Origin of the sequence: Nocardiopsis changdeensis, from assembly GCF_018316655.1 — a bacterium.
Lineage (GTDB): Bacteria > Actinomycetota > Actinomycetes > Streptosporangiales > Streptosporangiaceae > Nocardiopsis > Nocardiopsis changdeensis.
On the sequence record NZ_CP074133.1, the window covers coordinates 3762262 to 3788475 of the forward strand.

Sequence of the window (26214 nt, forward strand, 5' to 3'; positions counted from 1 at the left end):
GGGGCCCCGGCCGGGGCCCCGCCGTCCGGTGTCACCGCCGCCCGGAGCCGCCGCCGTCCGGGTCCCGGGGCGCCAGCGCCACCGCGACCAGTTCGACGGGGTGCCAGGCCCGCCGTTCGGTCCCGTGCCCGATCTGCTGCCGGCAGGAGACGCCGGTGGCCGCGACCACGGTGTCCTCCCCCTCCGCCTCGATCGCGGGGAAGAGCCGGTCGGACCCGACCTTCATGGACATCTCGTAGTGTTCGGCCTCGAACCCGAACGACCCGGCCATCCCGCAGCACCCGGCGTCGAGTTCGACCACCTCGGCACCGGGGATGCGGCGCAGCAGCTCCACCGTGGCGCCCGTACCCACCTCCGCCTTCTGGTGGCAGTGCCCGTGGAAGAGGATACGCCGACCGGCGGGCCAGGAGTCGGCGGACAGGGCGATCCGGCCCGCGTCCAGGGCCTCGGTGAGCAGTTCCTCCACCTGGCGCACCCGCCCGGCGACGTCGGCCACCCGGGGGTCGCCCGGCAGCATCGACTCGGCCTCGTCCTTGAGGGTGAGCACGCACGAGGGCTCGCAGCCCACGATGGGCGTGCCCGCCGCCGAGCCCTCGCTGAGGAGCCCGACGAGGCCGCCGACCTTGGCCTTGGCGTCGTCGACCAGGCCCTTGGAGAGGCTGGAGCGCCCGCAGCAGCCCCGGCTCTCCAGGCGGACCCGCCACCCGGCGTGCTCCAGGAGCTCGACGGCGGCCCGCCCGATCCCCGGTTCGGTGTAGGTGGCGAAGGAGTCCGCCAGGAACGTCAGCTCCCCCATGGGCGCCGGGCCCTCCGGGGCGCTCCGGCGCCGGAACCAGCGCACCAGGTTCCGGCGCTCGAAGGCCGGCAGGGGCCGCCGGGCGGTGATGCCGGTGGCCCGCTCCATGAGGCGGCGCAGCACCGGCCACCGGTTCGGCAGGCCGCTGAGCGGGGCGGTGGCCGACCCCAACCGGTACAGGGTGCGGACCGAGCCGAAGATGCGCGTGCGCAGCGGGACGCCGTGCACGTCGTGGTAGTGGGACTGGGTCTCGCTCTTGAGCTTGGCCATGTCCACGCCGAGCGGGCATTCGCTCTTGCACGCCTTGCACATCAGGCACAGGTCCAGGACCTCGTGCAGGCGCTCGCCGCCCAGCGCGGCGGCCGGGTCGGGTTCGGACAGGGCCTTGACCAGGGCGTTGGCCCGCCCCCGGGTGGCGTGCTCCTCGTCGCGGGTGGCGATGTAGGAGGGGCACATGGCCCCGGTGGAGGTCTTGCGGCACAGGCCGATGTTCATGCACCGGTCGGCGGCCCCGCGCATGCCGCCCACGACCTCGAAGGACAGCCGGGTCCGCAGGGGCGGGGCCGGCGGCAGGGCGGCGTCGCGCAGGTGGTCGGTCATCGGGGGCGCGTTGACGATCTTGCCGGGGTTGAGCAGGTCGTCCGGGTCGAAGATCCGCTTGACGTCCTGCATCGCCGCGTACAGGTCGGGCCCGAAGATCTTCCGGTTGAACTCGCTGCGGGCCAGGCCGTCGCCGTGTTCGCTGGAGTTCACGCCCCCGTACTCGGTGACCAGGTCGCGGACCTCCTCGGCGACGGCGCGCATCCGCTCGGCCTCGCCGGGGACGGCCAGGTCCACGAAGGGCCGGATGTGCAGGCAGCCCACGGAGCAGTGGCCGTAGAACCCCGCCTCCATCCCGTGCCGGTCCAGGATCTCCTTGAACCGGGTGGTGTACTCGACCAGGTGCACGGGGTCGACGGCGGTGTCCTCCACGAAGGCCAGCGGGCGCCGGGTGCCGCTGCCCGCCGCCATGAGCAGGCCCAGGCTGGACTTGCGCACCTTGAGCAGGGCGGACTGCTGGGCCGGGGTGACCGCCTCCAGGGTGTGGTAGCCGTGGCCGTTCGCCTTCCACGCCTTGGCGAGCCGGCGCAGCCGGTCGGCCAGCTCGGCCTCGTCGTCGCCGGTGAAGGAGACGAACAGCAGGGCGTCGGGGTCGCCCCGCAGGATGCTCCCCAGCGAGGCGTACTCGATGCGCTGCCGGGACAGGTCCAGGATGGTGCGGTCCATCAGCTCCACCGCGGCGGGGTCCAGCTCCAGGGCGTCCCCGGTGGCGGCGATCGCTTCGGGCACGCTCGTGAAGTGGCCGACGGCGATGACGGTCCGCGCGGGTCGGGGGACGAGGTCCACCAGCGCCTCGGTGACCAGCGCCAGGGTGCCCTCGGAGCCGACGACGAACCGGGCGAGGTCGAAGCCGGGGTCCCGGGCGAGCCGGTCCAGGCGGTACCCGCAGGCGCGCCGCCAGAAGTCGGGGAAGCCGGTGGCGATGGCGTCGGCGTTGTCCGCCAGGACGCGGGCCAGCCCGCGGTGGATGTCGCCCTCCAGGCCGGGGCGGGCGGCCAGGGCGGCGCGGCGCTCCGCCGTGAGCGGCCCCAGGGTGGTGCGGGAGGCGTCGGCCAGGACCACGTCCAGGGTGCGCACGTGGTCGATGGTCATGCCGTAGCGCAGGGAGCCGCTGCCCGCGGAGTTGTTGCCGATCATCCCGCCGACGGTGGCGCGGTTGCTGGTGGAGGTGTCGGGGCCGAACATCAGGCGGTGCGGGGCGGCCGCCGCGTTCAGCTCGTCCTGGACGACGCCGGGCTGGACGCGGGCCCGGCGTGCCTCGGGGTCGAGGTCGAGGATGGCACGCATGTGCCGGGACATGTCGACCACCAGACCGGCGCCCACGGTCTGGCCGGCCAGGCTCGTGCCCGCGCCGCGGGGGGTGAGGGCGACGCCCAGGCGCCCGGCCACCGAGGCCACGGCGGCCACCTCGTCGGCGTCGCGCGGGAAGACGACCCCCAGCGGGGTGATGGTGTACATGCTGGCGTCGCGGGAGAACAGGTGGCGCGAGTAGTCGTCGAACCGCGCGTCGGTCACCCCCTCCCTGCGGAGCAGGTCCGCGGCCTCCCCCGCGAGCCCGTCGGCGGCGGTCGTGTCGGTGGTGCTGGTCATGTGGCCTCCATCGCTCCTGTGTCCGTTGCGGGGACGGGTCAGTGCTCGTCCAGCAGTTCCAGTGCCGCCGCCAGGCCGTCGCCGGCGACCTTCACCCCGGCGTGGCCCAGCCCCATCTGCACCCCGGCCAGGGCCCCGGCGATGGTGAGGTCGTTGGTGTGGCCCAGGTGGCCGATGCGGAAGACCCGTCCGGCCAGGCGGCCCAGCCCGGCGCCCAGCGACATGTCGTAGCGGTCGAGGATCACCCTGCGGACGTGGTCGGCGTCGTGGTGTTCGGGCACGAGGACCCCGGTGAGCACACCCGAGTACTCGCGCTCGTCGGCGCACAGCACCTCCAGGCCCCAGGCGCGGACGGCGGCGCGGACGGCCCGGCCGTAGCGGTCGTGCCGCGCGAAGACGGCGGGGAGCCCCTCCGCGTTCAGCAGGCGCAGCGCCTCGCGCAGGCCGTAGAGGAGGTTGGTGGCCGGGGTGTAGGGGGTGAAGCCCCGCCCGTTGGCCTCCAGCATCGGCGCCCAGTCCCAGTAGGACCGGGCCAGGCGCGCGGTGCGGGAGGCCTCCAGCGCCTTGGGGCCCACGGCGTTGAAGGCGAGCCCGGGGGGCAGCATGAGGCCCTTCTGCGAGCAGGAGACGGTGACGTCGACGCCCCATTCGTCGTGGCGGTAGTCGACCGAGCCGAGCGAGGAGATGGTGTCGACCAGCAGCAGGGCGGGGTGGCCGGCGGCGTCGATGGCCTCGCGGACCTCCTTGATACGGCTGACCACGCCGGTGGAGGTCTCGTTGTGCACGGCGCACACGGCCCTGATCCCGTGCCCGGTGTCGGCGGCGAGGACCTCGGCGAGCCGGTCGGGGTCGGCCCCGCGCCGCCAGTCGCCGGGGATCACCTGGACGTCGAGGCCGATCTTGGCGGCCATCTCGCCCCACAGGGTGGAGAAGTGGCCGGTCTCGAAGACGACCACGCGGTCGCCCGGGGAGAGCGTGTTGACCAGGGCCGCCTCCCAGGCCCCGGTGCCCGAGGAGGGGTAGACGATGACGGGTTCGGCGGTGCCGAAGACCGGTCGCAGGTCGCGCAGGAGTTCGCCGAACAGCGCGCTGAAGTCGGGGCCCCGGTGGTCGATGGTCGGCGCGGACATGGCGCGCAGGACCTCGTCGGGGACGTTGCTGGGGCCGGGGATCTGGAGGAAGTGGCGTCCGGTGGTGTCATCCATGGCGATCCTCTCGGAGAACATCCGCATTGTGGAAATTTGATTCCACTAAATGGATCCTAAAAGTTCACGCCGACCACCACAACCCCCTTGCGAGCCTCTCGTGGCGCCACTTTACTGTGACTCACATCTCAAGCAACAGTTGACGCAGCCAAAACCGGAAGACATACTTCTGCTAAGCAGAATCAATATTTCACATAGTGAAATATCGCAGTGATGTCGGTGTCAGCCACGCGCCGGTCCCCCCGACCCCCGCGGCCGCCGCATCCGGCCCACCGGGCCATGTTCGACCGACTCTCCGCCGTCGAGCCTTCACAAGGGGGCCGCGCACGTGCCAGCAGAAGTCATCTCCATCCTCGTTCTCGTCCTGGTCTTCCTCCTCGCCACCGTCACCTCCGTCCACATGGGCGCCCTCGCCCTGTTCGCCGCCTTCGTCGTCGCCCTCACCGTCGCCGGGGAGACCACCGACGACGTGTTCGGGGGCTTCCCCGGGGACCTGTTCGTCGTCCTGGTGGGCGTCACCTTCCTGTTCGCCATGGCCCGGAACAACGGCACCGTCGACTGGCTGGTCCAGGTGGCCGTCCGCGCCGTCGGCGGACGCGTCGCCCTCATCCCCTGGGTGATGTTCGGCGTCACCGCGGCCCTCACCGCGGCGGGCGCGGTGGTCCCCGCCGCCATCGCGATCGTCGCGCCGATCGGCCTGGGCTTCGCCCGGCGCCACCGGATCGACCCGGTGCTCATGGGCCTGCTGATCATCAACGGCGGCAGCGCGGGCGGGTTCTCGCCGATCAGCATCTTCGGCACCATCACCAACGGCGTCGTCGCGCGCAACGGCCTGGAGGGGTCGCCGCCGCTGCTCTTCGCGGCGTCGTTCGTCTTCAACCTGCTGCTCAGCGTGGCCGTCTTCTTCATGTTCGGCGGCCGCGAACTGCTGGGCCGCCGCGAGGGCGACGCCCCCGCCGCCGGGACGGCCCCCGCCCCCGCACGGTCCGGGGACGGACCCGGAACCGGGGACGGTGGCGGCGGGGCCGCCCCGGCCTCCGGCGGCACGGCGGCCCGGACCGCCACCGCGACCAGGACCGACGCCGGCGGCGGGGGCACCGCCGTGGCACAGGAGGCACCGATCGCGCTGGACCGGGACCGGGGGCTGACCCTGCTCGGCATCGTCGCCCTGGGCGTGGGCGTGCTCGCCTTCGGCCTCGACGTCGGCCTGACCGCGATCAGCGTGGCGGTGGTGCTGAGCGTGTTCTCGCCCCGCAGCGCCAAGGGCGCCGTCGACCGGGTCGCCTGGTCCACCGTGCTGCTGATCTGCGGGATCGTCACCTACGTGAGCCTCATGGAGCGCATGGGGACGATCGACTTCCTGGGCGGCAGCGTGGCCGCCATCGGCGTCCCGCTGGTGGCGGCCCTGCTGATCTGCGTGATCGGCGGAGCCGTCTCCGCGTTCGCCTCCACCACCGGCATCCTCGGCGCCCTGATCCCGCTCGCCGTGCCGTTCCTCCTGGCGGGCGAGGTGGGGGCGGTCGGGATGATCGTCGCCCTGGCGATCTCCTCCTCGGTGGTCGACTCCTCGCCCTTCTCCACCAGCGGGGCGCTCGTGGTGGCCAACTCCGCCCCGGACCAGCGCGACCGCGTCTTCCGGCGGCTCATGCAGTGGGGCATGTCCATGATCCTGGTGGCGCCCCTGCTGACCTGGGGGGTCTTCGTGGTCCCCGGCTGGCTGTAGGACCGCTCCGCCGCGGCGGGAGGGCCCGGGCCCTCCGCCGCGGCGCGCCTACCCGGCGATCCCGTACCAGTGGCGCGCGGTGCCGCCCTCCACCCGGGCGAGCCCGGCCGCCGAGGTCGCGGCGGCGACGGCCGCGCGCAGCGAGCCCCAGGCGGTGGCGTGGTCGGCCGCGAGGCGGACGACCGGCCAGTTCCCGGCCAGCATCGCCCGTTCCGGCCCGAAGGCCTCCAGCGCCCATCCGACGTAAGGAGCCAGGGCGCCGGCGTCCCAGTCCCACCCGGTCAGCACGTCGCCCCCGACGGAGACCTTCACCGCGACCGAGGGCAGAGCCGCCAGACGGTCGATCCACTCCCCCCACGCCCCGGCGTCGGGGCGGCCCAGCGGCGGCGTGGCCAGGTGGTCCACCACGATGCCCAGGGACGGGTGGACCGCAGTCACCTCCTCCACCAGCCGCACGTGGGACGCGTCGGTCACGACGATCTCCCACACCAGCCCGGCCTCCCCCGCCGCCGCCATCACCCGCAGCAGCTCCCCGTCGGCGCGGGTGCCCGGCGGGACGGCCGCCCGCAGGCCCCGGACCAGCGGCGTCAGGGCGCGCACCCGCGCCAGCTCCCGCTCCGCGGCGCCGGCGTCGTCCAGCGGCAGCCAGGCCACCACGGCCCCGACCGGCGCGAAGGCCGCCGCGTACGCGGCCAGCCGGTCGTTCTCCGCGGGCCCGGCCGCGCACTGCACCAGCACCGTGCGCGCGATCCCGCCGGCCAGTTCGCGTTCCAGGTCGGCGGGGGCGAACGCGCGGTCGAGCACCGCCATCCGCGGGTCCCTCGGGCGCACCCCCGCGGGCCAGAAGTGCTGGTGGGCGTCCACCGCCCCGGACGGTGGTGAAGAGGTCTGCACGGGGGGTCTCCTCGCTCTGGACGACCGGTCCCCAAAATTGTAGACAATAGATCGCTAGCTGATAGTCGAACCAACCCCACGCTCTCCCCTCCAGAGACGGTGAGAGCGGATGAGGCCTCATCGTCGACCCCTGTGTGCTTCGGCATGGCGGCCGAGCCGCCGGTGCGGTCCAGGCCGGCCTCCCCGGAAAGCGGCCGTTGGAGCCGGCGGCACCGAATCCGGAAGGGGGCGAGGAATCCGGGGCAGGTGCCCGGCACCACCGCGATCCGCACTACAGGCCGACCCCGGCCGGAACGTCTTCAGGGGCCGCCCGGTCACCCGGGCGGCCCCTGATCGGCGCCCTCCGAAGCCTTTGTGGAGAACGCCGGCCGATTCAGTCGACCTGGACCGTGACGGGGTCCTCCATGGAGAACGTGTCCTGGATCTCGACGGCCGTGATCTCGGTCCCTTCGGGAACATCGAAGACAGCGGTTCCGGACTTCTGGTTCCCGGGGTTGATCTGCTCCAGGAACAGGGAGTCCTCACTCCCCGTGGTCGACGCCGAGTGCGTGTTGCCGTCGGCGTCGATGAGGGACAGCGCTCCACTGTCGAAGATCGTCGACTCGGTACCGATGTTCTCGACGGTCAGCGCCACGAGTTTGAACTCGCCCTGAGGGCTCGTCTCTTCGTAGCTCGACGCCGTTTCGATCGATTCGATCGTGACGCGCCACTGCCCCAGATCGGCGGGCTCCCCGAGACCGACAGGGGTCTCCTGGGCCCCGTCGCCGGAAGTGTCCTCCGCAGGCCCCGTGAACGCGGAGAAGAACGCCCCCGTGCACGCGACCGCCAGAACGATGACCAGCAGGGCCGCGATCCCGCAACCGAGCAGCACCCAAGGCCACTTCTTCTTTCGCGGAGGGGGCGGTCCCTGCTGCCAGGGTGGCTGTGGCCCGTTCGGCGGGTGTGCTCCGCTCGGTGGTTGCTCGTACATGGGCGTACTCCTTCGAGAACGAAGGGACCGACCGGCCATCGATTCCTCCAGCCTTCACACAAGGATCGCCCAGCGACAGCCGAAAAATAGAATAAAAGCCCCAAAAACCACCGAAGGAGATCACAGATCAGCGGAAATTCCTGTGAATATCTCACCCACAGGAACAACCACAACAGACCGCATTCTCTCAACCGCAAAGGGCGACGACTTTCCCGAAAAACCGAATCACCCACTCCTGGACGGATTCCTCGGAAAAAGACCCGCGGGCCTTCGCTCCTCCCGAGGCGACAACCCTAGTCCAATAGGATTTCCAGCGGGGCTCCGGCCCCGGAGACCTCCAGGACGGTGGGCTGCGCCCCCTCGGGAAGGTCGAAGGCGACCGTGCCCATCACCCGGTTCCCGGGGTTCACCTGCTCCGAAGACAGGGCACCGTCGGCGAGGATCGAAGTGTCGGCCTCGTGCCTGTTGCCTTCCGCGTCGATCAGGGTCAGATCCTCCTCGGAGAAGTGACCGACCTCGCGCCCGATGTTCTCGACGGTCAGGCCGACGAGGTGGAACTCGCCTTGGGCTTCCTCCAGGGAGTACCCGTCGCCGTAGGTGGGAGAGGTCTCCACCGAATCGACGGTGATGCGCCAGTCGGCCATGACCCCGGGCTCTCCGATGCCTATGTCCTGGCTCTCGCCTTCGGCACTGATACCACCGTCACCATCGCCGGGGGCATCAGGGCCTTCCGAGGTGTCCTCGGAGGTTCCGACCCCGCCGTCACCGCTCCCCGAGGGGCTCAGGACGGTACCGAAGAACGAGGCCGTGCAGGCGACCATCAGGATGAGGACCAGCAGAGCGGCGATCCCGCAGCCGAGAAGGACCCAGGGCCAGTTCTCCTGAGACCGCGGGGGTCGCTGCCACGGTTGCTGTGGCTCGCCGGGGGGTTGCTCGTACATGGACGCCCCTTCCCGAAAGACGGCGGAATCGACTCTCCACCGACCGCTCGATCCTCATTCAAGGATCGTCCATCCGAAGAAGAAAAACCGGCAATCCCCTCCAAAGATTCATTGAAGGGTCTCCAAGCCCAGGAAAACCCCTATTCATATACCACCCCAGGACGGCCCGACCCTCCCAGCATTTCTCCAGACCCCCCGGCAGGGTCGACTCAGTTTTTCAGAGTAGACCCCGCGCAACGCCCATCCGAACAGAATTCGGAATCGATCGGTTTCGGATTTCCGATGCCGCGCATAATTCAGGAGAGCACGCGATCGCGCGGGGCGGAAGCAGGGTCCAACAGGTCCTGGGCACCGTCTCGGCTTTTCGAACGTGTTCGACCATGGGCTCGTCCCGATGCCCTCCATGACCGGGAGATGGTCCTCACGGCAATGCCTCGCGCCGATCCACGGACGCCTCTGACCCATCACCGCCCCGCCGTCCGCCCCGGGGAGGTTCCCGGGGCGGACGGTGGGGTGGGGGTCAGGCCGGCGGGGCCGAGGCCGTCCAGTACAGGGCCTGGGCCACCTGGGCGAAGAGGCCCTTGGGGTGGTGGCGGAACATCGGCTCGGTGCCGAAGAGCACCACCGCGGCGCCGTCCGCCGTGCCGCTGACGACCGCGGCCCGTCCGGCGGCCGCGTCCGGGCCGCCCGCGCCGTTCGCGTCGGCCCGCCAGTGCCCCGCCACCAGCGGGTCGTCGGCGTAGGTCTGCTCCACCGCGACCCCGGCGCCGAGGTCGGTGAACCAGCCCGGCGAGTACACGAACGTGTGCCCGCCGGTGCCGGTGAGCACGCCCTCGCCCGCCTCCGCGGCCACCACGCCGTTGGCGTCGGAACGGCCCGCGGCGCGGGTCACGTCCAGCAGCCCCGCCTGGTCGTTGAGCCGGGCGCCCGTCGCGCCGCGGCCGACCAGGCCCCCGCCGCCGACGAGGAACCCGTCCAGGGCCGCCCGGGCGTCGGCGTCCAGGTCGGCGTACACCAGGCCCGAGCCCGCGTACAGCACGTCCACGCCCGACCAGTCGAACCCGCCGTTGAGCACCGCGGTGGACACCGGAACCAGCTCGAAGCCGAGCGCCTGCAGCGTGAACACCTCGTCGGCGGCGCCCGCCACCGCCACGGTCACCGGTTCCAGGGCGGTCCCGCCCGGCTCGTCGGCGGCCGCGAACACCGCCCCGTGCCGGTCGGCGGCCTCGGCGACCGCCCCGGCCGCCTCCGGTGCGACCACCGCGCCGCCCCCGTCCCAGGTCACCGCGGCCCCGGCCGCGAGCAGGCCGTTGAGGGCCGCGGCGTCGGAGCCGTCGGCCACCTCCAGCCGCCACCCGGCCGCGCCGGGCTCCTCCACCCGGCCGGTGGGCGCGGCCGCGGCCACCGGCCCGGTCGGCGCCGCCACCGCCTCCTGGACGGGGTCGACCCGGGCGCCCCACAGCAGGCCGTGGCTCCACCCGGAGATGTCGTACATCGCCTCCACGTCGCCGCTGATGTCGCGGCCCGCCTCCAGCAGCACGTTGGCCATGCCGCGTTTGGGCTGGTGCATGTCGACCACGTAGGACCCCGCCGGGTAGGTGCTCCCCCCGGCGGTGAAGCCCTCCTCCGCGCGGTCCACCCGCACGTCGTTGGCGATGAGGAAGTCGACCAGCCGCGCGGTGGCGCGGTCCCGCCCCGGGAGCACGTAGGCCCGCGGGAACTCGGTGGTGTACACGTCCTCGGGGCCGAACCCGGGCACCCACTCCTCGGGCGGGACCACCTGCTCCTCGCCGGCCGCGCCGCGGCGGAACACCTCGATCTGGTCGGCGATCAGCTCCTCCCGGTTCTCCCGGGCGAACTCGATGGTCGCCTCGATGGTGGCGGCGGAGATGTCGGTGTTGATGGACGAGCGCCGCCGCAGCTCCTCCTCCGGCAGGTCCCTGTAGTCGGCGTTGTTGACCCGCATCGGGAACTCGACCGTGGCCGAGGCGACCGCGCCCTGGTAGGGCGCGTACATGGGCGTGAAGATCGGCGGCCAGTCGTCCCAGCCGTCGGCGCTGTCCCGGAACGGGATCTGCGGCGGCCGCACCCCGTCGTCCTCGGGCGTGTAGCCCAGCTCCAGGATCGCCTCCTCCATGGCCAGGGCGTTGGCGTAGGTGTTCTTGATGAAGAGGTCGTACTCGTAGTTCTGGCCGTGCGGGGGCGTGCACGGCTCGATGAGGGTGCCGTTCACGTACCCGTGCTGGTCGACCATGACGAGCGGCTGGGTGTCGATCATGACCTGGCGCACCGCCGCCGTCTCCGGCTGGGACACCGTCACGAAGTCGCGGTTGAGGTCGAACCCGGCCGCGTTGGCCCGGGTCCCGGCGGCCCGCCCGTCGGGGTTGGCGGTGAGCACGAAGTACAGCCGCGCTCCCTCCAGCAGCTCCTCGGTGGCGGGCTCCTCGCTGTGGGCCAGCTCCTCGATGACGCGCAGCGAGGCGTCGGTGCCCTCCCACTCGTTGCCGTGGATGTTGGCGTTGACGAGCACCGGGGTCTTGTACCGGTCGGGCAGGGTGCGGTCGCGGGCGGCCCGGGCGGGGTCGTCGGCGATGAGCTCGCGCATCCGCCGCTGCTGGTCGGCGCGGGCCCGGTTCTCCGGCTCGGTGAGGGTGACCAGGTACAGGTCGCGGCCGCGGGTGCTGGTGCCGATGATCTCGGCGCTGACCCGGTCGGAGTCGTCCATCAGCTCGTTGAGGGCCGGTGCGAGGTCGTGGTACGGGGTCAGGCCCAGTTTGACGGAGTGGTCGCCGGGGTCCTCGGGGTGGACCGGCAGTTCGCTCTGGCGCGGGTAGGGGGTGTCGGGGTCCACCCCGGGCACCTGCGGCGGGGCGGGGGCGGTGAGGGTCCGGGCGGGGTCCTGGAGCGGGACGGCCGCGACGTCGTTGCGTTCGGGTCCGTTGCCGTGCTCGCGCAGGGCGGGGTCGGCCAGGACCGGGGCGGGGGCGCCGAGCACGCCGGCGGCGACCACTGCGGCCACGGCCGTCAGGGCGGCCCTCCGGCGGAGGGGCGGGGGTGGGTACACGGGGGTCCTTCCTGGGGGCTTCCCTGCTTCCTACCCGCGAGTGGCCGGTGGGACAAGGCGGTCCGCCGTGAAAACCGTGTTGCGTGCGGCGTTCCGCCGGATGACCACTCCTTGGGGCGGGCCCTGCGCCGGCATGGGCCGCCGTTTACCCGCTCCTGGGGTCCGGACGGTACGGATCCGCCGTGGGGGTCGCCACGCTCCCCCGGATCCCCTGTCCTGTAGGGGATCGCGCCGACGTAATCCGGATCACGGAATTCCTCGGGGAAAGCGGGGATTTTCCCGGCCCCCGACCCTTGTTGGAGCCGGGAGTGCGGCCCTTCGGGGTCAGTCCACGGCGCCCCGTCCGAAGACGGTTCACGGCGCCCGCGCACCGCGCGTTCAGCGCACCCCTGACCATCCCGATCCGGTAATGGAGATTCCCCGGTGACCCTTGCCTCCGTGCGCCCCGATCGCCGCCACGCGGCGACCCCGACAACCGTTCCCGCGCCCCCGGCCCCGACCGTCCCGGCCCCCGCGCCGACCCCGGCCTCCGCGGCCCCGACCGCTCCGGCGGCCCGCCCCGCGCCGGGCCGGGCCCGCGCCCTGCTGCTCGTCATCGTGCTGGGCGCCCTGTCCGCCGTCGGCCCGCTGGCCACCGACCTGTACCTGCCCGCGCTCCCGGCCATCGCCGCCGACCTGGGCACGAGCGAGTCGGCCGTCAAGCTCACCCTGACCTCGGTCATGGCCGGCATGGCCCTGGGCCAGCTGGTGGTGGGCCCGCTCAGCGACCGCTGGGGGCGCCGCCTCCCGCTGCTCGCCGGCACCGCCGTGTTCACCGCAGCCACGGTCGCCATCGCCTTCTCGCCCACCGTGGAGGTCTTCACCGTCCTGCGGTTCCTCCAGGGGCTGTCGGCGGCCGCGGGGCTGGTCGTGTCCCGCGCGATCGTGAGCGACGTCTTCGACGGCGAGGCCGCCGCCGTGTTCTTCTCCCGGCTCGTGCTGCTGTCGGGGCTGGCCCCCATGCTCGGGCCGATCCTGGGCGGGCAGCTGCTGCTCCTGGGCCCGTGGCCGGTGCTGTTCGGCGCCCTGGGCGCGGTCGGCCTGCTCACCACCGTCCTGGTCTGGTGGGCGCTGCCCGAGAGCCTGCCCCGGGAGCGCCGCACCGCCGTGGACCCGCGCGGCCAGCTGCGGGTGTTCGGCGCGCTGCTGCGCGACGCGCGGTTCCTGCTGCCGACCCTGACCCTGGCGCTGGGCTTCGGCATGTCGTTCACCTACATTTCCGCGTTCTCGTTCGTGTCCCACAACGAGCTGGGCGCCGACGCCCAGCGGTTCGCCCTGGTGTTCGCGGTGACCACGCTCGGGATGATCCTGGGCAACCAGGCCAACGCCCTGCTGGTGCGGCACGTGGAGATCCACCGGCGGCTGCTGCTGGGCCTGGCCGGCTCGATCGCGTCGGTGGGGGCGCTGGTCGCGCTGGACGCCGCCGGCGCGGCGTCGCTGCTGTCGGTGACCGCGGCCCTGTTCGTGATGATGCTGTTCACCGGGCTGGTCTCGCCCAACGCCACGGCGCTGGCGCTGGCCCACCTGCCCGCCGACCGGGCCGGGAGCGGCTCGGCGCTGCTGGGGACCCTCCAGTTCGGCCTGGGCTCGGCGGTGGCGGCACTGGCCGGCTGGGGCGGCGCGGTGACCCTGGCGGGAATGAGCACGGTGATGCTCGCCTCCGCGGTGGGCGCCGCCGCGGTGTTCTCCCTGACGGCGGTCGGCGCGCGACGCGCCCGGACGCGCGCCGCGTGAATACCGGGTGGATGTCGGCACGGGCCGTTAACCTGGGCGGTTCGTGCAAGGCGACCAGGGGGGTAGCGGCATGTCCACCTTTCCGAACCCGCAGGCCCGTCCGCTGACCGGGCGGGGACCGGCCGACTGGCAGGAGGCGCTGGCCCGCTTGTCCCGGGGGGCGGGGGCCGCGTGGCTGACGGCGGTGCGCCCGGACGGGTCGCCGCACACCCGGCCGGTGCTGGCGGTGTGGGTGGACGGCCAGCCGTTCTTCGCCTCCGGCGCGGGCACCGCCAAGTCACGGCTGCTGGCCGGGGCCCCGCGGGTGAGCCTGGCGTGCACGGTGGCGGGCATGGACGCGGTCGTGGAGGGCACGGCCGAACCGGTCCGCGACCGCGACCGCCTCGCCTGGGTGGCGGCCGCCTACGCCGAGCACCACGGCTGGGCCCCGGTCCCGGGTGAGGGGGAGCTGACCGGCCCGGAGGGCGCCCCGACGGCGGGGCCGCCCCCGTACGGGGTGTACACGGTGGTGCCCTCCGACGTGTACGCGTTCCCCACCGACGAGGACGGCCCGGCGCCCACCCGGTGGCGGTTCGACGTGTGGCCGTGATCACCGGGAGGTGAAACGCCCGATCTCGGGGGTAAGGGTTCGCTGAAGACAAAGGACGGTACAGCCTCGACCCCCCTTGTGGAGGCGGACCCATGCGAACGAAGATCGTCATCTCCACCCTCGTCGTCGTCTGGCTGGTCATCGGCGTGATCGCCGTGTTCCAGCGCGGACTGTTCAGCGACGAGCCCTCGTGTTCCAACGTCGGCTACACCCTGGGCACCGTATTCGTCGGGCCGTTGAACTACATGGGCGTGAACCCGACCATCGAGTGCCCGCCCCTGCCCGAACCCTCGGAGTGACCCGGGATCGCGGATGTGCCGGGGGCCCGCCCCCGGCACTCTTCTCCCCCGGTCGTGGTCCCCCTCAGTCCAGCAGGCGCTCGACGAGGGTCTGCCAGCTGTCCGCCAGCGGGTGGCAGGCGCCCGGCTCCGGCGGGACGGCGTCCTCGCCCATCGCCAGGGACAGCAGCAGGGGCCCCTCCAGAGCCCCGGTGAGCTGGAGCGCGATGCCGTCCAGGTGCGGCGGGGGGACGGGGAGGGCGGCCAGCAGCATGCGGAAGTGCGGGAGGGTCATGCTCACCGCTCCGCCCGGGGCGGGCTGCGCGTAGTCCACCGCGGCCCGGGCGACGGCCAGGTGCTCCAGGAGGAACCCGGTGCGCAGGCGCCCGTAGGCGATCAGCCGCTCCCGGGGCGGTGCGCCCGGTCCCAGGGGCGGCGGCCCGGACAGGACGCGCTCCTGGAAGCGGTACTCGCTGTCGTCGAGCAGTGCCCGGAAGATGCCGGCCCGGGTGCCGAAGCGGCGGAACACCGTGCCCTTGCCCACACCGGCGCGCTCGGCGAGGGCGTCCATGGTCACGTTCTCCACGCCGTTCTCGGCGATCATCTCGCGGGCCGCGGCCAGGAGGAGTTCGCGGTTGCGCGCCGCGTCCGCGCGTTCGGGGCGCGGTTTCCCGAAGGGCACCACTGGGAGGTTCACGGGGCCAATCTACCCCGGGAACAATAAGCGGGGTGAAGTCCGTTTATGATGGCGTGCGAACGCGCGACCGGGCCCTCCCGGCGTGCCGCCGCACCGTGCGCCGTACCCGGCGCTCCGCGACCCCGGCTGAAAAGAGTGAGTTCCGTGAACCTGTTCCGTCTGGACGCCAGCATCCTGCCCGCCGCCTCGGCGAGCGCCGAGATCGCCGACCGGGCCGAGGCCGAGTGGGCCGCGGCCCACCCCGGCGGCACCGTGGTCCGCCGCCACCTGGGCACCGACCCGCTGCCCTCCGACGCCTGGGCCCTGGCCACCACCGCGGGTTTCACCCCCGAGGCCGACCGCACCCCGCAGCAGCGCGGGGCGCTCGACCTGGCCGCGGGCCTGGCCGCCGAGCTCCAGGACGCCGACGCCGTCATCCTGGCCGTCCCGCTGTACAACTACGGCGTCTCCCAGCACTTCAAGGCCTGGGCCGACCTGGTGATCACCGGTGGCGGGACGGGCACCCCGCTGCTCAAGGGCACCCCGACCGTGCTGGTCACCACCCTGGGCGGCGGCTACGGCCCCGGCACCCCGCGCGAGGGCTGGGACCACTCCACCCCCTACCTGCTGCGGCTGGTCTCCGACCTGTGGGAGGCCGACCTCACCCTCATCAAGCGCGAGCTGACCCTGGCGGCCACCACGCCCGCCATGGAGGGGCTGCGCGGCCTCGCCGAGGAGCAGCGCGCCCGGGCCCTGGAGACCGCCCGCGACGCGGGCCGCGCGCTCGCCGCGGGGTGAGCGCGGGGCGGCCCGCCGGGGCGGGCCCGCGGGCCCGCCCTCCCGGCACCCGCCCCGCCGTCAGGCGCGGACGGTGAAGGGGGCCCGCAGCAGGTCCTCCTCGCGGGAGGACGGGCCGACCCGCAGCTCGAAGCCGCCCGGCTCCACCCGCCGCACCCCGGCGGCGTCCACCAGGGTGCAGTCGGCCACCGGCACCTCCAGCACCACCCGCCGGACCTCCCCCGGGGCCAGCTCCACCTGCCGGAAGGCCTTGAGCTCCCGGTCGGCCCAGGTGACCGAGGTGACGGTGTCGGAGACGTACACCTGCACGGTCTCCAGCACCGGCCGGCCGCCGGTGTTGGCGACGGTGACCTCGGCGCGCACGGTGTCGCCCGGGCCCAGGTCGGCCTCGGCGACCACCAGGTCGGAGTACTCCACCCGGGTGTAGGACAGCCCCTCGCCGAACGCGAACGCGGGCCGTTGGGTGAGGTCGGCGTACCGGTCCCCGTGCTGGCCGCGCACCTGGTTGTAGAAGGTCGGCTGCTGCCCGGCGTGGCGGGCGTAGGAGACGGGCAGCCGGCCGGACGGCTCGATCAGCCCGAGCAGCAGTTCGGCGACCGCCCGGCCGCCCTGCATTCCGGGGTTGGCCGCGTGCACCAGGGCGGCGGCGTTCAGGGCCGACTCCGGCAGCACCAGCGGCTTGGAGGAGACGACCACGACCGTCATCGGGGTGCCGGTGGCGGCGAGCGCGTCCAGCAGGGCGGTCTGGGCGCCGACCAGCTCCAGGGTGGCGGTGGAGCGCCCCTCCCCGACCAGCTCGATGCGGTCGCCCACGACCGCCACGACGTGGTCGGCGGCCTCGGCGGCGGCGACCGCCTCGGCGATCATCGCCTCGTCCGGCTCGGCGGGGTGGACCACGGGCGGCCGGGGCTGGCCGTCGGGGAAGGCGGCCCCGGCGGGGTCCGGTCCCAGGCTGCAGATGTCGGCCCCGCGGGCGTGCACGACCTTCCAGCCCTCGGGCGCGTGGTCGCGCAGGCCGTCCAGGACGGTGCGGGTCAGTTCCCGGGGGTGGCCCTCGGGCAGCCAGTCGACCTGGCCGGAGGCGCCCGCCCAGTCGCCGAGCTGGGTGTGGGGGTCGTCGGCGTTGGGGCCGACGACGGCGATGGTGCGGGCGGCCTCGCCGGTGCGGGCCACGGCGCGGCCGCCGGGGCCGGGGGCGCGCTCGTCGGTGAGCGGCAGGGTGCCGTCGTTGGCGAGCAGGACCAGGGAGCGGCGGGCGACCTCCAGGTTGAGGTAGGTGTGCTCCCGGCGGCCGATGACAACGCGCTGGCGGGCGGGATCGGGGTGGCGGGGGTTCTCGAACAGGCCCAGCTCGAACTTGAGCGCGAGGATGCGCGCGACGGCGGCGTCGATCTCCTCCTCGGCGAGCATGCCCCGGGCGACGGCGTCCTGGGCTCCCTCGAAGAAGCCCGGGGTGGTCATGACCATGTCGTTCCCGGCCCTGACGGCGGCGGCCGCGGCGTGGGTGTGGTCGGGCTGGATCTTCTGCTCCCACACCATGCGGCCGACGTTGTCCCAGTCGGTGACGAGGGTGCCGGTGTAGCCCCACTCGCCGCGCAGCACCTCGTCGAGCAGCCAGGAGTTGACCGTGACCGGCACCCCGTCCATGGACTGGTAGCCGAGCATGAAGGTGCGGCAGCCCTCGCGGGCGACCCGCTCGAACGGGGGCAGGAACCAGGAGCGCAGCTTGCGCCGGGAGATGTCGGCCTCGGTGGCGTCGCGGCCGCCCTGGGTCTCGGAGTACCCGGCGAAGTGCTTGGCGCAGGCCAGGATCGCGGTGGGGTCGTCGAGGCCGTCGCCCTGGTAGCCGCGGACCATGGCCGAGGCGAACTCGCCGATCAGGTGGGGGTCCTCGCCGAAGGTCTCGCCGACCCGGCCCCAGCGCAGGTCGCGGGTGATGCACAGGACCGGGGAGAAGGTCCAGTGGATGCCGGTGGCGGCGACCTCGACGGCGGTAACGCGGGCGGCGCGCTCGATGAGCCCGGGGTCCCAGGTGGCGGCCATGCCGAGCTGGGTGGGGAAGACGGTGGCGCCCTCCCAGAAGGAGTGGCCGTGGATGCAGTCCTCTGCGATGAGCAGGGGGATGCGCAGCCGGGTCCGCTCGGTGAGGGCGGCGGCCTCCAGGACGAGCTCCGGGGAGGTGTGCAGCAGGGAGCCGGCGTGCATGTCCTCGACCAGGGGGCGCACCCCGCCCCGGGCGTCCAGCTGGAGCATCTGGCCGACCTTCTCCGGCAGGGTCATCCGCGCGACCAGGTCGGCGACCCGGTCGGCGACGCTCAGCGCGGGGTCGAGGTAGGGGTGCGGGGCGTTCACCAGGGGTTCCTCCTGCGGTGGCGGATTGTAGCGATCGGTCACGGAAAGCCATGGGAGCGATCCCACGGCGTCTACGCTACGACATCGGACCATGGGACGAGGGGGCGGGGAGGCGCCATCCCCTCACCGGCCGCACGGCCCGCCCCTGCGGACGGGTGCCCGCTCCCCGCGGGCCCGCCCCGCGCGCTCCGAGAGGGGCCGGGGCTCAGGCGATGGGGCCGAACAGGTCGGTGCGGTCCAGGTCCCCGGCGTCCAGGGCGTCCAGGGCGGCGCCGATCCTGCGCTCCTCGTACCCGAAGTGGGTCTCCATGACCGCCTCGATGCCGTCGAGGTGGCGGTGCAGTTCCTCGGCGTCCCCGCCCCGCTCCAGGGCCTTCTCCAGGGCGCCGATGAGGTGGTCGAGCATGGAGTGGTCCTGCTTGAGCTGCGCGACGACCGGGGCCAGCCCCGGGTCGGCGGCGACCAGCAGGGGGAAGAGGGTGGCGTCCTCGCTGCGGTGGTGGCCGGTGAGGGCTCGGCAGAACCCGTGGCAGTAGAGCAGCAGGTCCTGTGCCGCGCTCCCGGTGTCCTCGCCGCGGTCGACGGCGGCCCGTGCGACGCCGATCGCGTCGCGCAGCCTGCGGTGGACCGCCTCCAGCTCCCGCCGCCACGCCGCGGCGCGTTCCCCGCCCATCGTCCCCCTCGTCGCCTCGGTCCCCGTGAAGAACCTCCGGAAGGCTAGCAGCCGCCCGGCTGCGGGGTCAGGCGGCGGGCAGGCGGTGGCGGGCCGCGAACAGCCACAGCTCCCGGTACGCCGGGACGGTGTCGGTGGTGCGGCCCGGACCACTGGCGGAGACCGCCCCCGGCCAGGTGTGCCCGCCCCGGGCCACCACCAGGTGCCGGACGTCGGCGCCGCCGGCGCAGCCCGTCCACTCCAGGGCGGTCACGTCGGGTCCCAGCCGCTCCGTCCGCGGCCCCCGGAGGCAGCCGTTGGCCGCGGCCCGGTCGGCGTTCCACCGGGCGACGTCGGGCAGCCCGCGCCCGGGGTCCCCGGTGTAGGGGATGGTCTCGTCCGCGGTGCCGTGGAAGGAGACCACCGGCACCGCCCGGGAGGTGTCGCACTCCAGGCCGTGCGGGTAGAAGGCCGCCGCCACCGGCGCGATCGCCGCGATCCGCCGCGGCGCCGCGCAGGCCAGCACGGCGGTGAAGCCGCCCCCGTTGGACATGCCCGCGGCGTAGACCCGGGTGCGGTCCACGCAGGTCCGCGACTCCACCGTGTCCAGGAGCGCGTGGGTGAAGGCGACGTCGTCGGCCCCGGGCGGGGAGTAGGGGGCGCCCTGCCAGGCCGACCGGTCGTCCTCGCCGGTCAGCGCGTCGGGCAGCACCACCACCGCGGGCAGCCCGGTCAGCCCCGAGTACCCGGCCATGCCCTCGGCGCTGCCTCCGCGCCCGTGGTAGGCCAGCAGCACCGGCCAGGCGCGGCCGGGCGTGTACCCCCGGGGCAGGTGGACCAGGTACTCGCGCTCCACACCGTCGCTGACCAGGGAGTACCGCACCGCCTCCCCCGGTTCCTGGGGCGCGGGCAGCCCGCAGCCCGTGGAGCGGTACCCCGGGTCCGGGTCGTGCGGGACCGCCGCGCCGGGGGCGGCCACCGCCAGGGCCGCCAGGGCGAGCACCAGCACCGAGCGGACGAGCATGCGCAGGGGCACGCGGTGCTCCTTCCGGCGACGGCATTCGGACAACGAAGACGTTATCGACTTCCCGGTTATAAATCGGTTCTGCTGCGCGCGGCTGTTTTGCTACGTTCGACCCGCGGGCCGTGGGACTTGGGCCGCGACTTCCGAGAACTGCCTTGTACGCACCATTCACGCCGGTCGCGCCAGCACTCCCCGGCCCGCAGCGCGCCGGCCGGAGGCGGCCCCGAACATGACCGACACCTACACCGACCTGCTGGCCTGCGAGGACCTGCTGCTCTTCGCGGCCGCGGCGGTCTCCTCCACGGGTCAGCGCGAGTTCCACACCGGCGCCGACGACCAGCGCCCCGCCCTGGACTTCCTGCACGAGTACGTGCACGGCACCCTGCCCGACCTGTACGGCCTGATGCTCGCCCTGCACGTCAACGACCACAACGCCGCGCGGATCGTGCACACCCTGCTCTCCCGTCCGCGTCCGTCGGCCGACCCGGCGACGCGCGTCCGCGAGAACGGGCTGATCGGCCGCAGGCTGGCGCTCATGCCCCCGCAGCGCGTGTACCGCCTGTTCCGGCGCCTGGCCGCCGAGCGCGTCAACAACCGCCGCACCCGCGCGGTCATGCGCGCCTGGCTGGCCCGCCGCCCCCTGGCGCTGGACGCCCTGAAGTACCGTGCCGGTCTGCGCGCCGCCGCCCGGCACGCCCGGGTGCCGCTGCCGGCCGAGGTGGCCCGGTTCCTGTTCTCCGGCCCCGCCGCCCGCCGCGCCCGCCCCTACACCACCCCTCTACTGGAGTCCCACCGCCGCGCCCACTACGCGGCCCGGGAGCTGTACGGCCTGCCCTTCACCGTCGCCGAGGGGTTCGCCACCCACCACCGGGTGCCCCGGGCCGTGTTCCTGGAGGGCATCGCCGAGCGCACCACCGCCGCCGAGCGGCTGCGCCTGGACCGCGGCGCACGGCGGCTGGGCCTGGACGCCCCGCTGACCGACCTCGGCTCGGCCCCGCTGCTGCGGCTGTGCGTGTACGTGCTCGGGCTGCCCGTGGCCGAACGCCGCGAGCGGCGCGCCGAACTGGAGGCCGCGCTGGAGCGGGCCGCGCTGCGCACCGCCGGCCCGCTGGCCGGGACCTGGCCGCGCACCGCCGCCGTCCTGGACGACAGCTACTCCTCCATCGGTTCGCCGGTGCGGCGCAACCGCCCGCTGGCGCTGGCCCTGGCCTGCCACCACCTGCTGCGGGCGCTGTCCCCGGACGGGTCCTCGCACTGGCTGTCGGGGCGCGCCGACCCGCTCACCGCCCGCCCCGCGGGCCCCACCCGGCTCACCGAGACGATCCTGGACGCCCTGGACACCGGGCCCTCCCGGGTCGTCGTGGTGTCCGACGGCTACGACGACACCCCGCCGCTGCTGTCCGACGCCCTGCTGCTGTGGCGGCGGCGCGTCGATCCCGAGCGGTCGGTGACGATGGTGCACCTGGCCCCGGTGCTGGACACCGACTCCCTGGCGCCGCACCGGCTGTCCCCGGCGGTGCCCACCATCGGGCTGCACGACCCGGCGGTGCTGCCCTCCCTGGTGGAGCTCGCCCGGTTCGGGGAGGAGCGGCTGGGACTGGCCGACCTGCGCGCGCACCTGCTCGCCACCGCCGACACCCTGCTGGCCGCCGACCGCCCCGAGGAGGCCCCGTGACCGAGGCGCAGAGCCTGGACCTGGCCGGGGTCGCCACCGGCACCGCCCAGCAGTGGGGCGGCATCCGCCTGGTGCCGCTGCTGCGCGACGCGCCGGTGCCGGGGCTGCGGCTGCACCCGCTGGCCGACGACGACCTGCGCGACGACCCGTCCGCGGCCCGGGGGTACGGGGGCGCGTGCTGCTACGTCCCGCACGCCTACCTGCTGACCTGGGAGGGCGACGACGCGCCCAGTGCCTCCTACGGGACCCGCATCGTCCCGCCCAAAAGCCCGTCACCGCCCCGGCGCGTGTACCCGCACCCGCGCGCCCACGGGGCGCGGAGGGCCGAGCGGGGGCGGAGCCGGTTCCTGCCGATGCGCCAGGCCGTGGACGGGCTGCTGACGCTGTTCTCCGGCGGCCCCGAGATCGCCTGGGCGGAGTGGTCGCGGAACCTGGTCCACCGGGGCGTCCCCTCCCCCGTCCCCGACGCCCTCCCCGGCAGGGCGATCGGCGGCCTGGCCGAGGCGCTGCGGGTGTTCGAGATCCACCCGGACCAGTGCGGCGTGGCGGTGTACGTGGCCGACGCCCTGGCGTCGGTGCACCTGTACCCCCACCCGGACGACTACCGGGCGCTGCACATGAGCATGCTGCTGGACCTGTTCGGCGAGACCCTGTACACCTACGGGCTGCTGCGGGCGACGGTCCCCCCGCTGTACACGCCGCTGCGGGAGACGCGGGTGCGCTCCCTGGCGGACCTGCGCCGGGAGGTCGCGCGCAGCCGCGACCGGACGCGGGAGGGCCACGACACCCTCATGCTGTCCTCGCTGACCGCCGGGCTGTACCGGAGCGGGCGCGGCACGGACTTCGGCGGGTGGGAGTACTCCGACCCGGACGGCGGGGGCCGCCGGTACCGGTTCCGCACGGGGTGGCTGGCCCCGGAGCCGACCCGCGGGGACGACCTGCACGTCGGCGAGGTGATCGAGGACGGGCGCGGCCGGGCCGCCTACCTCAAGACGCTTCGGCTGTCGGCCGCCCAGGCGCGGCAGGCCCGCCTGCTGTACGCGCTGGGCGCGGCGCAGTGGCGGCTGGAGCAGGCCGCGGCCGACCTCGGGATCACGGAGCCGGCGCTCGTCGACCGGCTGGACCGGGCGGGGCTGGGCCACCTGCTGGCCCCGGGACTGCTCCAGGCCCACCGGGCCGAGCGCCGCCGCGCCGCCCGGCGCCGCTGACACGGGCGCCCGGCCGAGCCACCCACGGGCGACGTGCGGCGGCGGACAGGCCGACGTGCGACGGCAACAGGCGGGCCGGGCGGCGGGCACGGCCGCTCAGCGGTCGGCGGACCGGCCGTCGGCGATGCGGCGTTCGACGCCGTCGAGCAGCCAGGACAGGCCCTCCTCGAAGACCTCCTCCGTCCCCGGCCCCGGTTCGGTGAGGCGCTCGACCGCGGGGAACCGGCCGGAGGGCACGCGGTCGGCCAGGTACTCCAGCTGGGCGTCCGACCAGGCGCGGCCGTCCGGGGCGACCCGGCGGGCGGTACGGTCGGCGTCCACCGCCCGGGCGGCGTGGCCGCGCACGTAGCCGTCCACGGCCCCGATCACCGCGAGGGCCTCGCGGTCGGCCAGGCCGGTGCCCCCGAACACCCGCAGCGCCGAGTCGGTCCAGGCCAGCGCGCCCGGGCCGACGGGGCGCTCCGCGCCCATGAGGTCCACCAGCCAGGGGTGGGCGCGGTAGCCCTCCAGGTCGGCGCGGGCCCAGGCCGCCACCTTGTCCCGCCAGGTCCCGGGCAGGGTGTGGGGCAGCGGCGCCTCCGCGATCACCGTGTCCACCATCAGGGCCAGCAGGGCCGCCTTGTCCGGGATGTAGGTGTACAGGGTGGCCGCGCCCACGCCCAGGGCGGCGGCGACGCGGCGCATGGACAGGGCGGCCAGGCCCTCCACCTCCGCAACCGCGGTGGCGGCGTCGACCACGCCCCGGACGGTGAGCCGGTGCCGGGGCCCGCGCCGGGGCGGGTCGATGCCGTTCCACAGCAGGTCGAGGATCGGCCGCGGGTCGTCCTCGGTCACCACTGGCGCCTCCCGTCCCCTCGACGTACATTGAAACTCCGAACGTTGTACGGAGTATAGCCGGGAGGCCCCATGACCACCCCGCCACCACCCCCTTCCCCCGGCCGGGCGCGGGCCGGGGCGGTGGCCGCGGCCGCCGGGTTCGCCCTCCTCGCCGCCTTCGCGCCCCCGCCGGCGGTCCCGCCCGGCGCTGCGCTGCTGCTGTGGGTGCTGCTGCGCGCCACCGGGACGCCGCTCCCGGCCCTGGGCCTGACCGGCGGAACCCGGTCCGCGCTGGCGGCCGCGGGGACCGGGCTGGCGCGGCGCTGGCCGGGGCGGTCCCGGTCCTGGGCGCGGCGCTGGCCCTGGGCGCCTGGACCCCGGCCGCACCGCCCGCGGCGGCCTGGGGCGCGGCCGCGCTGGCGCTGGTCGCGGTGGTGCTGCCCGAGGAGGCGGTGTTCCGGGGCTACGTCCAGTACGCCCTGGGCACCCGCCGGCGGGGACTCGGCGCGGTGGCGGCGCAGGCCGCCTTATTCGCTCCGGCCGCCGCACTGGTGCAGGGGGACCCGGGCGCGCTCGCCACGGGTTTCGCCTTCGGGTTCCTGCTGGGGTATCTGCGGCTGCGCTCGGGCCGACTGTGGACCGCCCTGGGGGTGCGCGCCGGCCTGCTCCTGGCCGGGATCTGGGCCGCCGGGCTGTCCCCGGCTGGGCGGCGGCGCTGTCGGCCGCCGCGGGCCTGGCCGCCCTGGCGGCCGTCCGCCCGGCGGCCCCGGCCCGTTCCGCGGCGGCCGGGGACCCGCCCCCGCGCCGCGCCCTGGCCCAGAGGGGCGTGCTGTACGACGTCGGCTCCTCCTACCTGCCGGGGCAGCACTCGCGGGAGCGGTGGCGGCCCGACGTGGTGGCCGGGGAGATGCGGGTCATCGCCCAGGACCTGCGCTGCAACGCCGTCACCGTGTTCGGGCACGACCTGGGCCGGCTGGAGGAGGCGGCCCGGTCGGCCCTGGACCACGGGCTGTTCGTGTGGGTGCAGCCGCGCCTGGTGGACGGGACACAGGACGAGATCACGGAGCGGCTCGGCCGCGCCGCCGCCTTCTGCGAGCGGCTGCGCGCCGACCACCCGGACCGGGTGGGGCTCAACGTCGGCTGCGAGCTGTCGGTCTTCGCCCAGGGCATCGTCCCCGGGGACACGTTCGCGGTGCGCACCGCCCGGCTCGCCTGGCTCTTCCCACTGTCGCCGCTGTTCGACCGGAGGCTGGACCGGCTGCTGCGGCGGCTCGCCCGCACCGCCCGGGCCGGGTTCGCGGGCCCCCTCACCTACGGGTCGGGCGGCTGGGAGAACGTGGACTGGTCCCCGTTCGACCTCGTCGGCGTGGACCACTACCTCGACGGCAGGGGCCTGCGCGCCTACCGGGACGGGCTGCGGGCGCTGCGCGGCTGGGGCAGGCCGGTGCTGGTCACCGAGTTCGGCTGCTGCGCCTACGAGGGCGCCCGCGAGGCGGGCGGGTCGGGCTCCGACATCCTCGACTGGAGCGACCCGGGCGACCGCAGGGTGCGGCCGGGGTACCGGCGCAGCGAGAAGGTGCAGGCCGACACCCTGGACGAGCTGCTGGACGTGTTCGAGACCGAGGAGGTGCACGGGGCGTTCGTGTGCATGTTCATCGAGGGCGACTGCCGGTACTCCGAGGACCCCGAGCGCGACCAGGACAAGGCGTCCTTCGGGATCGTGCGCCCGCCCTCCCTGGAGTCGGGCCTGTCCCCCGACGACGGGCACTGGGAGCCCAAGGAGGCGTTCCACCTCCTGGCCCGCCGCTTCGCCGCCGCCCCGGAACCCGGTCCCGGCACCGGCCCGCGGCACGGGTGAGGGGTGTCACGGGGTGCCCGGGCTCCCGCCGGGAAAGGTGGGATGACAGACTTCCACCATGCTCGGCATCACCGACCTGCCCACCTACCTGGCAGGCCTCGTCCTCATCGTGCTCCTGCCCGGCCCCAACTCGCTGTACGTGCTCTCCGTCGCCGCGCGCGGCGGGACCCGTGCCGGGTACACGGCCGCCGCCGGGGTCTTCACCGGCGACGCCGTGCTCATGCTGCTCGCCGCGGCCGGGGCCGCCACCCTCCTGAAGACGAACCCGGTCGTGTTCGCGGTCGTGAAGTTCGCGGGCGCCGCCTACCTGGTCTGGATGGCCTTCGGCATGCTGCGCTCCGCCTACGCCATGTGGACCACCCGGCACCGGCGCAGCCTGGAGCAGCAGGCCGCCGACGCCTCCGGGGCCGAGGCCGCCGAGCGCCCCTACCGGCGGGCCCTGGTGGTGTCGCTGTTCAACCCGAAGGTGATCGTCTTCCTGATCTCCTTCTTCGTCCAGTTCGTCGACCCCGCCTACCCCTACCCCGCGGTGTCCTTCCTGGTCCTGGGCCTGCTGTTGCAGCTGGTCAGCTTCCTGTACCTGTCGGCGCTGATCTTCAGCGGCACCCGCCTGGCCGCCGCCTTCCGGCGGCGGCGCAGGCTCTCGGCCGGGGCCGCGTCCCTGGCGGGCGCCCTGTTCCTGGGCTTCGCCGTGAAGCTGTCCCTGAGCTCCGCCTGACGCCCGTCGCCGGT

20 protein-coding genes and 1 pseudogene are annotated in these 26214 nt (G+C 74.3%); 10 read left to right on the forward strand and 11 right to left on the reverse strand.

Annotated features, from left to right (window positions below):
* Positions 1-31: 31 nt before the first annotated feature.
* Together KGD84_RS17140 and KGD84_RS17145 are read right to left on the reverse strand one after the other, a co-directional pair.
* Entirely contained in the window at positions 32-2986 is a 2955-nt protein-coding gene (locus tag KGD84_RS17140) for an FAD-binding and (Fe-S)-binding domain-containing protein (RefSeq protein ID WP_220561434.1), read from the reverse strand.
* Between the two features lie 38 nt (positions 2987-3024).
* Positions 3025-4191, reverse strand: coding sequence for a pyridoxal-phosphate-dependent aminotransferase family protein (locus KGD84_RS17145; RefSeq protein WP_220561435.1), 1167 nt, complete (start codon positions 4189-4191; stop codon positions 3025-3027).
* Positions 4192-4519: 328 nt separating this feature from the next.
* Between KGD84_RS17145 and KGD84_RS33595 the strand changes: the two genes are divergently transcribed.
* Entirely contained in the window at positions 4520-5914 is a 1395-nt protein-coding gene (locus KGD84_RS33595; protein ID WP_220561436.1) for an SLC13 family permease, read from the forward strand.
* Positions 5915-5962: 48 nt separating this feature from the next.
* Here KGD84_RS33595 and KGD84_RS17155 read toward each other — a convergent pair whose 3' ends face one another.
* The 4 genes from KGD84_RS17155 to KGD84_RS17170 form a co-directional block, all read right to left on the reverse strand.
* Positions 5963-6808 (reverse strand): amidohydrolase family protein, encoded by an 846-nt coding sequence (locus KGD84_RS17155; RefSeq protein WP_220561437.1) that lies wholly within the window; start codon positions 6806-6808, stop codon positions 5963-5965.
* Positions 6809-7181: 373 nt separating this feature from the next.
* A complete protein-coding gene (locus KGD84_RS17160) occupies positions 7182-7679 on the reverse strand; it encodes a DUF4352 domain-containing protein (protein ID WP_220561438.1) in 498 nt (165 codons plus the stop codon).
* 392 nt (positions 7680-8071) lie between these two features.
* The gene (locus KGD84_RS17165; RefSeq protein ID WP_220561439.1) at positions 8072-8719 is read right to left on the reverse strand and encodes a DUF4352 domain-containing protein; all 648 of its coding nucleotides are present in this window, start codon (positions 8717-8719) and stop codon (positions 8072-8074) included.
* Positions 8720-9239: 520 nt separating this feature from the next.
* Complete coding sequence (locus tag KGD84_RS17170) at positions 9240-11783, reverse strand: M14 family zinc carboxypeptidase (protein WP_220561440.1); 2544 nt, start codon at positions 11781-11783, stop codon at positions 9240-9242.
* Between the two features lie 423 nt (positions 11784-12206).
* Here KGD84_RS17170 and KGD84_RS17175 point away from each other — a divergent pair, with 423 nt between their 5' ends.
* The 3 genes from KGD84_RS17175 to KGD84_RS17185 all read left to right on the forward strand — a co-directional run bounded on the left by KGD84_RS17175 (position 12207) and on the right by KGD84_RS17185 (position 14444).
* A complete protein-coding gene (locus KGD84_RS17175) occupies positions 12207-13556 on the forward strand; it encodes a multidrug effflux MFS transporter (RefSeq protein ID WP_220561441.1) in 1350 nt (449 codons plus the stop codon).
* Between the two features lie 70 nt (positions 13557-13626).
* Positions 13627-14145, forward strand: coding sequence for a pyridoxamine 5'-phosphate oxidase family protein (locus tag KGD84_RS17180; RefSeq protein WP_220561442.1), 519 nt, complete (start codon positions 13627-13629; stop codon positions 14143-14145).
* A gap of 92 nt (positions 14146-14237) precedes the next feature.
* Positions 14238-14444 (forward strand): hypothetical protein, encoded by a 207-nt coding sequence (locus KGD84_RS17185; protein WP_220561443.1) that lies wholly within the window; start codon positions 14238-14240, stop codon positions 14442-14444.
* 64 nt (positions 14445-14508) lie between these two features.
* Here KGD84_RS17185 and KGD84_RS17190 read toward each other — a convergent pair whose 3' ends face one another.
* Positions 14509-15120, reverse strand: a complete 612-nt coding sequence (locus KGD84_RS17190) for a TetR/AcrR family transcriptional regulator (RefSeq protein WP_255646620.1) — start codon at positions 15118-15120, stop codon at positions 14509-14511.
* A 144-nt stretch (positions 15121-15264) separates the two neighbouring features.
* Between KGD84_RS17190 and KGD84_RS17195 the strand changes: the two genes are divergently transcribed.
* Complete coding sequence (locus KGD84_RS17195) at positions 15265-15897, forward strand: FMN-dependent NADH-azoreductase (RefSeq protein ID WP_220561444.1); 633 nt, start codon at positions 15265-15267, stop codon at positions 15895-15897.
* Positions 15898-15957: 60 nt separating this feature from the next.
* Here the strand turns inward: KGD84_RS17195 and KGD84_RS17200 are convergent, their stop codons facing one another.
* The 3 genes from KGD84_RS17200 to KGD84_RS17210 form a co-directional block, all read right to left on the reverse strand.
* Positions 15958-18249 carry an exo-beta-d-1,3/1,6-glucosidase gene (locus KGD84_RS17200; RefSeq protein ID WP_220561445.1) on the reverse strand — a complete coding sequence of 764 codons (2292 nt, stop codon included), beginning with the start codon at positions 18247-18249 and terminating at the stop codon, positions 15958-15960.
* 205 nt (positions 18250-18454) lie between these two features.
* Entirely contained in the window at positions 18455-18922 is a 468-nt protein-coding gene (locus KGD84_RS17205; protein ID WP_220561446.1) for a hemerythrin domain-containing protein, read from the reverse strand.
* Between the two features lie 67 nt (positions 18923-18989).
* The gene (locus KGD84_RS17210) at positions 18990-19937 is read right to left on the reverse strand and encodes a CE1 family esterase (protein WP_220561447.1); all 948 of its coding nucleotides are present in this window, start codon (positions 19935-19937) and stop codon (positions 18990-18992) included.
* Positions 19938-20154: 217 nt separating this feature from the next.
* Here KGD84_RS17210 and KGD84_RS17215 point away from each other — a divergent pair, with 217 nt between their 5' ends.
* Complete coding sequence (locus tag KGD84_RS17215) at positions 20155-21600, forward strand: hypothetical protein (protein ID WP_220561448.1); 1446 nt, start codon at positions 20155-20157, stop codon at positions 21598-21600.
* The gene (locus tag KGD84_RS17220) at positions 21597-22808 is read left to right on the forward strand and encodes an ARPP-2 domain-containing protein (protein WP_220561449.1); all 1212 of its coding nucleotides are present in this window, start codon (positions 21597-21599) and stop codon (positions 22806-22808) included. Before KGD84_RS17215 ends, KGD84_RS17220 begins: the two co-directional genes overlap by 4 nt.
* A gap of 96 nt (positions 22809-22904) precedes the next feature.
* Here the strand turns inward: KGD84_RS17220 and KGD84_RS17230 are convergent, their stop codons facing one another.
* Entirely contained in the window at positions 22905-23642 is a 738-nt protein-coding gene (locus KGD84_RS17230; RefSeq protein WP_255646621.1) for a TetR/AcrR family transcriptional regulator C-terminal domain-containing protein, read from the reverse strand.
* A gap of 434 nt (positions 23643-24076) precedes the next feature.
* Between KGD84_RS17230 and KGD84_RS17235 the strand changes: the two are divergent.
* The 3 genes and pseudogenes from KGD84_RS17235 to leuE all read left to right on the forward strand — a co-directional run.
* Positions 24077-24223 (forward strand): annotated as a pseudogene (locus tag KGD84_RS17235) (hypothetical protein); the annotation flags it as partial.
* A 35-nt stretch (positions 24224-24258) separates the two neighbouring features.
* Positions 24259-25482, forward strand: coding sequence for a hypothetical protein (locus KGD84_RS17240; protein ID WP_260697138.1), 1224 nt, complete (start codon positions 24259-24261; stop codon positions 25480-25482).
* A 58-nt stretch (positions 25483-25540) separates the two neighbouring features.
* Positions 25541-26200, forward strand: a complete 660-nt coding sequence (leuE, locus tag KGD84_RS17245; RefSeq protein ID WP_220561452.1) for a leucine efflux protein LeuE — start codon at positions 25541-25543, stop codon at positions 26198-26200.
* Positions 26201-26214: the final 14 nt, after the last annotated feature.

Coding starts and splice junctions, on each gene's coding strand:
- KGD84_RS17140 (WP_220561434.1), bottom strand. CDS start 2,986: ATGACCAGCACCACCGACACGACCGCCGCCGACGGGCTCGCGGGGGAG.
- KGD84_RS17145 (WP_220561435.1), bottom strand. CDS start 4,191: ATGGATGACACCACCGGACGCCACTTCCTCCAGATCCCCGGCCCCAGC.
- KGD84_RS17165 (WP_220561439.1), bottom strand. CDS start 8,719: ATGTACGAGCAACCCCCCGGCGAGCCACAGCAACCGTGGCAGCGACCC.
- KGD84_RS17180 (WP_220561442.1), top strand. CDS start 13,627: ATGTCCACCTTTCCGAACCCGCAGGCCCGTCCGCTGACCGGGCGGGGA.
- KGD84_RS17185 (WP_220561443.1), top strand. CDS start 14,238: ATGCGAACGAAGATCGTCATCTCCACCCTCGTCGTCGTCTGGCTGGTC.
- KGD84_RS17205 (WP_220561446.1), bottom strand. CDS start 18,922: ATGGGCGGGGAACGCGCCGCGGCGTGGCGGCGGGAGCTGGAGGCGGTC.
- KGD84_RS17215 (WP_220561448.1), top strand. CDS start 20,155: ATGACCGACACCTACACCGACCTGCTGGCCTGCGAGGACCTGCTGCTC.
- leuE (WP_220561452.1), top strand. CDS start 25,541: ATGCTCGGCATCACCGACCTGCCCACCTACCTGGCAGGCCTCGTCCTC.